The 11,983-nt window shown below is 61.1% G+C and carries 12 protein-coding genes and 2 tRNA genes; 1 reads left to right on the top strand and 13 read right to left on the bottom strand.

Annotation, left to right across the window (positions count from 1 at the left end; translation table 11 throughout):
* Nucleotides 1-36 precede the first annotated feature (36 nt).
* From BP758_RS05915 to BP758_RS05975, 13 genes are all read right to left on the bottom strand, one after another.
* Nucleotides 37-585 carry a threonyl-tRNA synthetase editing domain-containing protein gene (locus tag BP758_RS05915; protein ID WP_292369645.1) on the bottom strand — a complete coding sequence of 183 codons (549 nt, stop codon included), beginning with the start codon at nt 583-585 and terminating at the stop codon, nt 37-39.
* The gene (gene metX / locus BP758_RS05920) at nt 582-2,057 is read right to left on the bottom strand and encodes a homoserine O-acetyltransferase MetX (protein WP_292369647.1); all 1,476 of its coding nucleotides are present in this window, start codon (nt 2,055-2,057) and stop codon (nt 582-584) included. The genes BP758_RS05915 and metX overlap by 4 nt, the downstream gene beginning before the upstream one ends.
* Nucleotides 2,058-2,067: 10 nt before the next feature.
* Entirely contained in the window at nt 2,068-3,363 is a 1,296-nt protein-coding gene (locus BP758_RS05925; RefSeq protein ID WP_292369648.1) for an O-acetylhomoserine aminocarboxypropyltransferase/cysteine synthase family protein, read from the bottom strand.
* Nucleotides 3,364-3,405: 42 nt separating this feature from the next.
* Nucleotides 3,406-4,785: an O-phospho-L-seryl-tRNA:Cys-tRNA synthase gene (gene pscS, locus BP758_RS05930; RefSeq protein ID WP_292369650.1), complete on the bottom strand. Its 1,380-nt coding sequence runs from the start codon at nt 4,783-4,785 to the stop codon at nt 3,406-3,408.
* Nucleotides 4,786-4,798: 13 nt separating this feature from the next.
* Nucleotides 4,799-4,869, bottom strand: a tRNA-Cys gene (locus BP758_RS05935).
* Between the two features lie 301 nt (nt 4,870-5,170).
* Nucleotides 5,171-6,025, bottom strand: coding sequence for a methanogenesis marker 8 protein (locus tag BP758_RS05940; RefSeq protein ID WP_292369652.1), 855 nt, complete (start codon nt 6,023-6,025; stop codon nt 5,171-5,173).
* Between the two features lie 210 nt (nt 6,026-6,235).
* Nucleotides 6,236-6,306: transfer RNA gene (locus BP758_RS05945), tRNA-Cys, on the bottom strand.
* 169 nt (nt 6,307-6,475) lie between these two features.
* Nucleotides 6,476-6,757 (bottom strand): winged helix-turn-helix transcriptional regulator, encoded by a 282-nt coding sequence (locus BP758_RS05950; RefSeq protein ID WP_292369654.1) that lies wholly within the window; start codon nt 6,755-6,757, stop codon nt 6,476-6,478.
* A gap of 83 nt (nt 6,758-6,840) precedes the next feature.
* A complete protein-coding gene (gene comE / locus BP758_RS05955; RefSeq protein ID WP_292369656.1) occupies nt 6,841-7,971 on the bottom strand; it encodes a sulfopyruvate decarboxylase subunit beta in 1,131 nt (376 codons plus the stop codon).
* Entirely contained in the window at nt 7,964-9,289 is a 1,326-nt protein-coding gene (locus BP758_RS05960; protein ID WP_394339195.1) for a cysteate synthase, read from the bottom strand. The genes comE and BP758_RS05960 overlap by 8 nt, the downstream gene beginning before the upstream one ends.
* Nucleotides 9,249-9,863, bottom strand: coding sequence for a (Fe-S)-binding protein (locus tag BP758_RS05965; RefSeq protein WP_292369660.1), 615 nt, complete (start codon nt 9,861-9,863; stop codon nt 9,249-9,251). The genes BP758_RS05960 and BP758_RS05965 overlap by 41 nt, the downstream gene beginning before the upstream one ends.
* A 6-nt stretch (nt 9,864-9,869) precedes the next feature.
* Entirely contained in the window at nt 9,870-10,577 is a 708-nt protein-coding gene (locus BP758_RS05970) for a GTP-binding protein (protein WP_292369663.1), read from the bottom strand.
* Nucleotides 10,574-11,386, bottom strand: coding sequence for an ATP-binding cassette domain-containing protein (locus tag BP758_RS05975; protein WP_292369665.1), 813 nt, complete (start codon nt 11,384-11,386; stop codon nt 10,574-10,576). The genes BP758_RS05970 and BP758_RS05975 overlap by 4 nt, the downstream gene beginning before the upstream one ends.
* Nucleotides 11,387-11,489: 103 nt before the next feature.
* Here BP758_RS05975 and BP758_RS05980 point away from each other — a divergent pair, with 103 nt between their 5' ends.
* A complete protein-coding gene (locus tag BP758_RS05980; RefSeq protein WP_292369667.1) occupies nt 11,490-11,978 on the top strand; it encodes a helix-turn-helix domain-containing protein in 489 nt (162 codons plus the stop codon).
* The last annotated feature ends 5 nt before the right edge of the window (nt 11,979-11,983 follow it).

The raw sequence follows: 11,983 nt of genomic DNA on the forward strand, positions 1-11,983 counted from the left end.
CGCACGCATGCGGGGTTGTTCGTTGCGATATCCCCGTCAAGGTGTATTCCCGGCGAGCCCCGGGCATGTGCCGGCACAGGGGTTTTTCCCGGGACAGGCATGCTCCGCGTCCGCCTCCTTAAAGGGGTGGTGGCAGTACGGGCAGGTGAAGTCGCACTCCGTTCCCTCATACGGGCAGATGGTCATCGAGAGATCGGCGAGCGGGTGGCCTTTCCCCCGGATCTCGAACTGCTTGTACCACCCGAACGGGGCACGTTTTACCTCGATTCTGCTCGCCGCAAGACCTGCTTCGAGCCCGTTGAGGATGGCAAGCGCCACATCGGGGGAACCGAGCGTGCTCGTCAGGTGGGCGTACGGGTAGATGAGGGCACGGACGGCGCCGAGTTTTTGTAACCGCACAAGAACGCTCTCGGTTGCGCTCGCAATCACGCGGCAGGGGTTCTTCTCGTCGAGTTTTTCCACGCAGCAGAAGAGAACAACGCATTCCTCCATACTGTCCTCGCGGACTGCGATCTCCTCGGCGAGCTTTGTCTTCTTTGTGGCCCGGTACCACATCCGGTCAGCGTGGATGGAGAGGATCCTCATGGGGACTGCCGCCCCACCAGCGTGCTGATCGACTCGCTCGTGACAAGGCCGGTCACGCGGTTTTCGCCGTCCACAACGGGAAGTGCGGAGATCGCGTGCTCTTCCATCTTGCGGGCCGCAGCATCGACCGTCTCGTCCCCGGTCACGGTCACCACGTCCCGGCTCATGATCTCGTCGAGCCAGAGGAAGTTCGAGGCCACCGCCTTTGCAATGTCCCACGAGGTAACGATCCCGGCAAGCTTTCCCTGTGCGGAGAGGACCGGCAGGTGGTTGACCCCGTAGCGGACCATCCTCCGCGCCGCTACCGCAATCGTGGTCCCTTCCTCGATGCACTGGACATCCCGGATCATCACGTCCCGGACCAGGGTGTGCGACAAAAACCGGGTGATGAGATACGAGAGCTGCCCGGATTCGAGGAGGAACGCATCGTGGCCGAAGTTGGAACGGATCTCCGAGTACTGCACCTCGCGCCCGTTTGCCGCAAGGGCCGCAGCGATCTCCTCCGACTGGTACGGGGGATAGAGCCAGTCCGACGATACCGAGACCACGAGGTACGATGCCTGTGCCGGGGCAAGGCCGGCGGCAAGCGATCCCCCGGTGGTGAGGTCGAAGTAATCGAGGGCTTTGGTGATGTACAGGTAGGAGTTCGCGTCGAACCTTTTGGTGAACGTGTCGCCCTGGTGGTGGAGGTAGCTCTCCACGGCAAACTCGGTAGAGAAGTCAAAGCCGACCTTCTCCTTTCCCTGCAGGGCCCGCCCGAACTTCGCGTGCATCGATTCGTCGGAGAGGTAGGTGATGTGGCCTACCATCCGGGCGAGCGCCAGGCCGTGGGCCGGCGGCTTCTTCCCGTAATAGTCCCCGTTGTTCCAGTCCGGGTCCGAGAGGATCGCCTTTCGTCCCACCTCGTTGAACGCTATCTGCTGGGGAGTCGAGTAGCCGGTTGCCGCGATCACGATCGCCTTTTTGACCGCAGCGGGATACGAGACGGTCCACTGGAGCGCCTGCATGCCGCCCATCGAGCCGCCGGCAACCGCATAGAGTGTGGTAATGCCGAGCGATTCGAGAAGGAGTTTCTGGGCATGGACCATGTCGGGGATGGTGATCACGGGAAACGCAGCGCCGTAGGGCTTGTTGGTTGTGGGGTTAACAGAAGAAGGGCCGGTCGAGCCCTTACATCCGCCGACGACATTGCTGCATATCACATAATACCGGTCCGTGTCAAATGCCCGGCCCGGCCCGATCACCGCATCCCACCAGCCGGGTTTTGCATCCCCTTCGTGGGTTCCTGCGGCATGGGCATCGCCCGAGAGGGCGTGGCAGATGAGGATCGCGTTGCTCTTCTCCCGGTTGAGCTTCCCGTAGGTCTCGTACGCTACGGTGATGCCGGGAAGGACCGCTCCGCTCTCGAGGGTGAACGGACCGGGGAGGTCCGCATGTTCCGTTGTTACAATCCCCGGGGAGCTGCCGTGCATGAGTGTCGCCTTATACGTTGTCGAGGGCCTGCCTGAGGTCGTCGACGAGATCTTCGATATCTTCGGTCCCGATCGAGAGCCGGACAAAGTCCCGGGTGACCCCGGTCTTTGCCTGCTCTTCGGGGGTGAGCTGCTGGTGGGTGGTGCTTGCCGGGTGGATCACGAGGCTTTTGGAATCCCCGATGTTTGCGAGGTTGCTGAAGAGCTTGAGCGAGTCGATGAACTTCCTGCTCGCCGCTTCCCCTCCTTTGATCCCGACACCGACGAGCGGCCCGAAACCCCCTTTGAGGTACTTCTTTGTCTGCGCATGGTACGGGTTATCCGGGAGGCCCGGGTAGTTGACCCAGGCAACCTTCGGGTGGCTTTTGAGGTACTGTGCCACCGCGAGCGCGTTCTCCGAGTGCCGGGGCACCCGGAGGTGGAGGGTCTCAAGGCCGATCAGAAACAGCCATGCATTGAACGGGCTTAAGACCGCGCCGGTATCCCTCATGAGCGAGACCCGGATCTTAAAGACAAACGCAACGTTCCCGAGACCCGGGAAGTTCCCGAACGCATCCCAGTACACGAGACCGTGGTAGCCCGGGTCGGGCTCGGTAAACTCGGGGAACCTGCCGTTGTTCCAGGCAAACTTCCCGGAGTCAACGATAACGCCCCCGAGCGAGTTGCCGTGGCCGCCGATGTACTTGGTTGCCGAGTGGACAACGATATCGACGCCGTAGTCGATGGGCCGGACAAGACCGACGCCGGTGGTGTTGTCGACAATGAACGGGATGCCGTTTTCGTGGGCGATCTTCGCAATCGCCTCGAAGTCAGGGGTGTCGAGTTTCGGGTTCCCGACGGTCTCGGCATAGATGGCCCGGGTCTTCTCGTTGATGGCTTTTCGGAACTCTTCGGGCTTCTGCGAGTCCACGAAGACCACATGGCGCCCGAACTTGGGGAGCGTGTAGTGGAAGAACTCGTACGTGCCGCCGTACAGGTTGTCTGCCGATACGATCTCGTCCCCGGGCCGGGTGATGTTGAGGATCGCGTACGTGATCGCGGCAGCGCCCGAGGCCGTGGCAATGGCCCCGGTCCCTCCTTCGATGGCCGCGATGCGCTTCTCGAACACATCGGTTGTCGGGTTCATGAGCCGGGTGTAGATGTTCCCGAGTTCCTTTAAGCCAAAGAGGTTCTCGGCGTGCTCGGTATTCTTAAAGACGTACGATGTGGTCTGGTAGAGCGGGACGGTGCGGGACCCGGTGGTCGGGTCCGGTACCTGTCCGGCGTGGAGGGCGGTCGTGCCCAGCCTGAACTGCTTCTCGGTCATGGATCTTCCTCGGTTGCGTCCTGATAGTGTGGGGGGTTTTCTTTAGTTTCCGGCGGCGTTCTTCTCCACCGGGATCTCGTATTTTTCTGCGATTTCGGTAAACGAGTCCGCAAGATAGCGGATCTTCTCCCACGAGAGGCCGTAGGTGTTGAGTTTCCAGGTGCGGGTTGCACCGGCAAACTCGCCCACGATCCCGCGTTTCGTGAGTTCGTCGGAGAGGTAGAACCCCCGGCGCTTGTGGGTCTGTGCCACGACATCGAAACTCCCGGTCGTGTCGACCTTCGTGAGCGAGTGCTTCCGCGGGTACTCGGAGAGTACCTTGGTGCCGTTGATCCGGAGCAGGGCGTCGATGAAGTAGTTGGACTTCTTGACCTCCTCGTCCCAGTGGAGCACCCGTTCCTTTACCTGCGGGAACGATGCCATCATGGAGAGCAGGGTCCCGCCCATCAGCGTGCACCCGAGCATCTCCACCTCCTTTATCCCGAACTTTCGTTTCGTGAGATCGCCGACCATTCCCGTGGTCCGGAGGGCCTTTGGCGCAAAGTCGTCGTTTATCGCAAGGACTCCTGACGGCGCCACCGAAGCCATGCTCTTGTGGCCCGAACCGACCACGAAGTCCGCCCCGATCTTCTTCCCGTCGACCGGCTGGACCCCGACCGTGTAGGCTCCGTTATACATGAAGGGGATGCCGTACTGGTGGGCGACTTTTCCTATCCCGGTAATCTCGTGCTCGTTTGCATACTGGTAATCGAAATGGTCGATCATCACAAGCACCGGGAGCTTCCCCGTTTCCGCTTTCACGTCCTCGATTTTTTGTGCGGTCGCCTCGGCGGTCACGATATGCTGATCGGTTATCGGGATCTCTTTTACCACCCCGCCGGCGTTTTCCACCGCAAGGAACTCGGTGTAATGGGCGAGCGCCGAGACGATGACCGTGTCGCCCTTGTCCACGAGCGTGTTGGTCACGGCCTGGAACCCGCGCCGGGCGCCGGGCACGACCCGGGCCTGGTCCATGTTGAGCCATTGTGCGAGATCGGCGTGGAAATCGGCGATCCCGGGCCGGCTGATCTTGTCGAGCCGGAACGGTTTGCGGCAGAAGTCGCAGGTGGAATACCCGTCGCCGTACGAGATGAGTGCCTTTCTCGCCTCGGTGGTCAGCCGTCCTGCTGCCTGGATGGGCTGGATGTTGATGAACTCCTCCTCACGGGAACGGACATCCAGCGTGCCGGCTATCTTTGTCACTTTGGGAGTCCCGGTGCCTGCCTCAAGATCGGCAATGATGCCCTTGAGGTCCTGGATCTTCTGCCGGAATGCAGCCTCCTGTTCGGCCGAGAGGCCGGTGGGGAGGGCGTCCCGGAAGATCCCCCGGATCTCCTCGAGTTCAAAGAGTGCCTCGAATGTTTTCTGCGTTCTGATACTCATGGTTTCACCAGAGAGCCAGGACCCGGAATCGAACCGGGATATACTGATCTGCAGTCAGCCGCGTAGCCTTTCCGCCATCCTGGCCTGGGAGGAGTTCACGATTGTGAATCCTACCATATTAGATAACAATCGTGAATATTTATAGATTTTCCAACCGGCAGGATTTACCTGATCCCGGTTTACGACGGCATATACCATTTTCCCCGGCTTTTTAGTATGATGATGGGAGATATTATGTGCGCATATTAAATGCCTGCCAGTAATGAAGATACTGGTATTTCCGGGTAATATAATTATTGCCGGAATACCGGGGCGGGCCCGCGGCATCCAAAAAAGAGAGATGAGAGAGAGACTGCACGGGAAAAACGAGAGGAAGAGAGCGGTATCAGACAAGCGGTTCCGGCTGCTGTTCGTTCAGTGCCGGGAGCCGGGTGGTCTTAAAGAGTACCGGGGCATCGCTCTGCCGGATCTTTTCCACGATCAGATCCTTACCGTTCTTTGTCATGGCAAAGACCGGGACGGATACACCCGCCTGGAGGAGGGCCTTTTTCCCGGCAATCTCCCGGACCGGGCCGGAGGCGCAGGCAGTGACAATATCGGCCGAGGACACCAGCATCTCTGCTTCGCTGCCGCTGAGTCCGGTTGTATGGACTGCAAATATCAGCACATCCGGGTATTGTTCACGGATCTTCTTTGCCTCCTTTGGGAGGGCGACGGTGACCGCGATTCTGGTAAAGCCCCGGTGGCAGGCCTCTGCCACACCGGCGGCCTGGTCGAGGGATGCACCGGTTTTATCGGGAACGATCCCCCCGTTCTCCTCGATCCTGCGAATGACCTCCGGGTAGGGCACGGTTTTAACGAGGCCCGACATCCTTCCCCCGATTCCCTGGACAAGTACCGGGTTCGTTGCCACAAGGGTTCCTGCGCCATCCGAGGCAAGGACAACCGCGTCGAGAATGCCGGCAGAAAGTCCGAAACTGAGGATCTCCGAGGCGCCAAACCCGACAAACGGCCGGGCATCGGTCACCTGGCGCCGGGGAGTACACATGCCCCAGGTTCTGATCCGGTTCTCGATGTTTGCCTTTACCGACGCTTTGTCCAGGACAGAGACGGGATATGCCATCTTCTGTGCAAGCGGGCACGAGGCAATTCTTGCGTCCCCTACTTCCACCACGGTACCGTTGCGGATAACCACCCGGCACCTGCCGATGGCTTCCAGGATGTGTTCGTCATCTGCCATAGAGCATCCTCCCGTACCAGTAATGGGAACGGGTTGTATCTTATCCCTATCTTTGGGGGGTAAAAACGGGGCGGGCCGGGAAAGACCGACCGGAGATGAGGTGACGTGCCCGTCGTACAGGATCTCTTCAGGGGATCATGAGCGGTGCCGGCAGAAGGCAGGGAAAAACGGTCCCGGGAAACAAAGGAACCATGAGAAACCGGGAAAAAGAGCCAGGACCCGGAATTGAACCGGGATATACTGATCTGCAGTCAGCCGCGTAGCCTTTCCGCCATCCTGGCCTGCGTCGTTCTTCACAATTGTGATTTGACATACTAATCTAGGCCGGGGTATTATTTAAGGGCCGGTTTTCCGGCAAGAGTTGCCTGATCCTGATCTGGTCGGCAGGACTGGCGGAGGGTACCGTACAGGGGAGGTAATTGTGAAAAGAACAAGGAAAATGAGGGGGTGTCAGGAAGCCGGGACCGGTTCCTGTTCTGCGGGAGCAAGCCGGTACAGGCTCTGGCGTGCATCCGCAACAGAGAGATACTCGGCAAGCACGTTCTCCGCCTTTAACCGGGAGAGCGCATAGCGCACGGTGCGTTCCGGGAGATAAGACTCACGGATGATCTCCTTCTGGGTCATCTGGCGGTTTGCCCTGATGATGGTATACACCAGTTTTGCCGATGGCGGCAGGTGCCCGAGTCTCTGTACCTGTTCATGGATGCCGGTATTCACAGCAAAGACGATCACTCATGGTTGACCACACCACAGGTATGTTCACAATTGTTAATATTCTTAGCCCTGCGGGGGGCAGCCCGGCTCCCCCTCCCGCTTCACCCCGTCTGCCGCGGGTTCAGTGCTGCCATGAACCGGTCCCGGATCTGTGCGGGGGACAAGGAAATGTTTGGCACATCGCTGTTCCCGGGCAGGATCCGGACGTGGACGAACGAGGGTCCGTCCGCGGGTCGTGCAGCAAGCGCTGCTTCAAGTTCCCGTGGTTCGTGCACGGTCATTGCGTGCGTAAACCCGGCACCGAGCGCCATGAGCGCAAGATCTGCCCGGTCCTGTCCCGGGCGGGGCTGGTTGCCGGTGCTGCCAAAGACGCCGTTGTCGAGGCAGGCGATCGTGAGGTTCCCCGGGGCAGCGGCCGCAATCACCGGGAGGACCGCCGAACCGAGCAGGCTCCCGTCCCCGTCGATCACGATCACGCGCTTATCGGGCCGGGCCATGGCGATCCCAAGCCCGATCGCCGATGCCTGCGTGTAGCTGCCCAGCATGTAGAAGTTCTCCGGCCGGTCCCGGGCAGCGCAGAGTTCCTTTGAGGGGACGCCGATGTTTGCGACAAGGACTTCGTCACCTGTAACTCCCGCAATGGTGCGGATCGCATCGTACCGCGTCATCGAAGGCGTCCGCCAGTTTCGCGTATAGCAGACAGAGAACGGGCGCACAGGCAAACCCTCCCCGGGCGCGCTGCCGGCAGCCTCCGCGATACAACCGGGTTTTACGAGGATCACATGGGGCGCATGGTCGCGGTATGCTGCTGCCACCGCCCCGCCGATCTCCGGTGCAGCATCCGGCCCGGAGACCACCGTACAGGCAATACCCGCTGCGGCAAGGATCTTCGGGAGCGGGCGGTTGAACGGGATCTGGGCCGGGATCTTCTCCCCTTCGCACCCCCGCCAGCTCGCGAGGATCGGGAGCGGCAGGCCAAAGGTCACGGAAAGGGAGAGGAGGGAGTTTAGCATGTTCCCGAGCCCCGAACTCTGGATCGCCACCAGCGGCCGGGCACCGGCAAGGTACGCTCCTGCCGAAATCCCCACCCCGTCCTCTTCCCGGGTCAGGCCGACATGCCGGAACTCGCCCGGGAGCCGGTAGAAGAGGCCCTTTGCCTTGTCGCAGGGAATGGAACAGACAAGGTCGATCCCCTGCTTCTTTAGTTCGCCGATGATCTGGTCTTCATCCATAGTGTACCACCCAGTTTTTTAGTCCGGCAACGAGTCCGTCCACGGGATCCCCGGCCCGGACCGTTGCCGCCGGTTCGAGCGGGTACTGCGGAAAGTCCTCCCGGATCCGCTCGTACCCCCCGCCCGTGATATTGAGCAGGATCGTATCGTCTCTTCCGATCGTTTTTGCCTCGGCGGCCTGCATGAGCGCCGCCGCAGCAACCGCGGCCGCCGGGTCGGGATCGATCCCCTCCGCATCCCGGATGAGCTTCTCCGCTGCCCTTCCCGAGGTATTGGATACTGCATACATCTCCCCGTTTGTTGCGCAAAGAGCATCATAGAGCCCGCCCGCGATGGCATAGGGGGGTTTGCGGTTGGTCAGCACCGGCGACATGACCTCCTGCACGGCATGGGACGCATCCGGCATATCGGTCACCTGGTCGAGGTTACGGCGGCGCTGCTGCCATGCAGAAACCATCGGGGTAAAGGGCTCGTTCTGGGCGCAGTGGAGCCGGGGCAGGACCGCACCGAATCTCCCGTCGCTTTTAAGCCGCAGGGCAGCCTCCCAGGCCGCTATTGCTCCCGTGCCGCTCCCGACCGCCTGGAAATAGTGGTCCGGCATATGCCCGATCGTGACTGCCGCGTCGAGCATCACGGTCCCCATACCGTCGCGCCGGGCTACATTCTTTGCCCCGCCTTCGGGCACGCACCCGGGAACGGCAGCAAGGGTGGTGCTGACCGCAATGGCATCCGTATAATCTCCTTTGACGGCAACGAGGAAGATATCGTGTGCCGGCGTTGTCGTCCAGAGCCGGGGGATCGCGGTTTCGGGAACGGCAATGACGACCGGCCGGCGGTACTGCGCAGAGATCCCGGCAAAGGCCCGGCCGGTGTTTCCCGCCGAGGCGATCACCGGGATCTGCCCGCCACATTCCTTAAGCCGCTGCATGGTTACGAGGGCTTCGAGTTCCTTGAACGATCCGGTGGCAAGTGCCGCACCGCGTTCGGGCCAGTACCCCGAGAACGACAGGTACAGGCGGGAGAGGCCGAGCTCGCGGGCAAGGCCGCTGCTTTTGTACGTGATCGCTCCCCCTGACGGAAGCAGCGGCCGGCTGACCGGGAGCCAGCAGAGGTACCGGAAGATCCCGGTGTACGGGGCGAGGCGCAGCCTGCGCCGGGAGTACTCGGTGCGCAGCAGGGAGTCGTGGCCGCCCGGGCAGGACTGGGCCGAACTATCGGGGATCGTCTCTCCTCCCCCGACGCACCGCAGCCGGTACCTTGGTATCGCGCAGGGCCCGTTACAGGATGCGGATATCTTCAACTCTGACGTGGATGCCATCATGTTTCTTCAACACCATATTCACGAGCGCCGTGTGCGCAAGGTCCATCATGCAGTAGCCGGGCAGGAACCGCTGCCGGATCCCGAAGGTCGGCGGGCGCAGCACGGTCTCTGCTATGCCTTCAAAGGCATGGACATGGTAGGCCTGTACGTCGAACGCCTTCTCCTTTCGTGCCGCGAGCGGGCCGACCGTGTGGCATTCGAGCACGCCGGTCACCGGGTTCGCGGAGAGGACGCGGAGCGCGTGATAGACCGGGCAGCCCGGCCCGGCTGGACGGCCGGTCACGAGCGCGCCCGGCTGAATATCCCATTTCTCCACGAGGTCGGCCCGGAACGGCACGATGAACTTGCGGGCCGAGGGTTCCCCGGGGAATGCCCGGATGATAAAATCGTAATTTGCGCCGGTAACATCGGTCCCGGAGTAGCGGACCGTATCCGGGCACACGCCCTGCCCGGCGGCGTAAAACGGGCAGTCGCTCTCGGACTTTTTCCCGGCAGTTACCGCCCCGGTAAACTCCCTGCAGGTAGGAATACCGCACGAGCCGCAGTCCTTGCCGGGAGGCGTCCATGCCATACGGGGTTAGTCCCCCCGGTAGAGGTTGTCGGCCTCGTCAAGCGGCCGGATCACACCGAAGTGGTGCTGCCACCCGATCTCTTTTTTGCCGATACAGATGGTGCAGACCCCGAGCGGCGGCGTGCCCCGCAGCGTGATGGTCTCCGCATCGGCGATACCGGGATACCTGCCGATCGCCTGGAGCAGGTAGCGGAGCCCGGTCCCCTGCACGGCATTGGTCTCGATGATATCGATCTGCGGGACCACGCTCCGTATGCATTCCCGGAACACCTCCTTTTCCGCCTGCGAGACAAGATCGGTCTTGGTAACGACCGCAGCATCGGCAAGGGCGATCAACGGCGCCATCTTGAGCGGCGCATTGCTCCCGGAGACGGCGGGAAGCACGGCAATACCGAACGCCTGGGTGGTGTACGGGGTGCACCGGAGGCAGAGCCCGGCGCTCTCGACGATGAGCATCCCGGCGTTAAGGTTCTCTGCCCACGCAATCGCGTCTTTTAACACCATGATGCCCATGTGGTCGGGGCAGAGGTCGCCCGAGTAGACCTTCCGTACCGGGATACCGAACTCCCCGTGGAGTTCCTCGTCCTCGAACGCTTTTACCACATCGATCTTGAGGTACGCCGGCTCGTCCGTTTTTAAGAATTTTTTTATGATCTGGCGGATGACTGCCGTCTTACCGGCACTGGGCGGGCCGGCTACCATGACAAGTTTCACGCAGGCACCCCGGGCTTTTTCTGGTGTACCGGGGCCTTTTCGGGATCGCCGATCAGCTCCCCGCCCCGGATCCTCTCGCGGAGGTCCCAGAGGAATGCATCCATCCCGGAGACGGTGCCGACGATATCGCGTTCCCGGTTCCCCGGTTCGAGCACCCCGGAAACCGCCCCGTTCTTCATCACGATCCGCCGGTCGGTAATAAGCGCGAGATAGGGGTCGTGGGTAACAAAGATCACGGCCTTTTTGTAATCCTTCAGGCAGGCAATGACCCGCTCCTTGTTGATGCCGGCGTTCTCCACTTCGTCGAGGAGCAGGATGGGCGTCCGTCCGATCAGGATCGCATCGGCAATCAGGAGCGACCGGGTCTGGCCGCCCGAGAGTCCGGTCATCCGCAGGGAGCCGGCAATCTTCTCGCCGGTAAACTCGTTTGCGAGCGCTATGGTGCGGGCGATCAAATCCTGAGAACCCGTGTCCCGCGCCTGCATATGGAGGGCGAGGAACCGGTCTACCGTGAGGTCGGCAATGACCCGGGTGCTCTGGGTGATGAGCGCAATGGGCTTCTTTGCCGGGTCCCGCACGAGTTCTTCCGAAGGCTCGGCGCCGTTGACAAGGATCCGCCGTCCCGTTGCGGTGTCCTCCTGCGCGAGAACCTCGATATCGTTGATGAACGCGGATTTGCCGGAGCCGGTCGGCCCCACGATCGAGATGGTGTCGCCGGGCCGGATCACGATCCGGTCGAATCCCTCCTTTTTGCCGTCGCGGCTGGTCCCGGGGAGGAGGGTTAGTTCGTACGGTTGTGAGCAGTCCATGACAGGATCATGGGCAGGGTCGTTCAAATATATTTCCTAAAGTGCAAAAATTTTTTCCTTATAGTAATAGTTATAATCCAAAAATGACTACATTAGGGTTAATATGTTCTCAAAACGGATATTCGAGACGGATTTTACCGTGGCGCTCAACGAGGAGCTGGAGCGCAGGAACATGTCGGTAAAAGACCTCGCCGACCAGACGGGAATTCCGGCATCCACGCTTTATAAGGTGACGCTCGGGGAGCGGGACCCCCGGCTCTCGACCGTAAAAAAGATCGTCGCGGTTCTCGAACCGGAGCGCCACCGGTTCATCGCGGTGATCGCTGCAAAGTTCCTGCTCGATTCCTTTGCAACCCGGGAGGTCGAATTTTCAGGACAGAAATTTGCCATTAAAGGATACTCCGCCCATTCCCTCGACGAATGCATTGTCGCAGCTGCCCGGGCGGAAAAAGACGGGGCCTCGGGGATCATCTGCGCGCCGATCCTCGCCTCGATCGTGGAGAAGATCGTGGACGTGCCGGTCGGGATGCTCCGGCCCGAACTCTCCTGCGTGGACGAGGCGATCGGCGCGGTGCTCAAGAAGATCGGGTGAACGGC

Source organism: Methanoregula sp. UBA64 (assembly GCF_002502735.1).
Classification (GTDB): Archaea; Halobacteriota; Methanomicrobia; order Methanomicrobiales; family Methanospirillaceae; genus Methanoregula.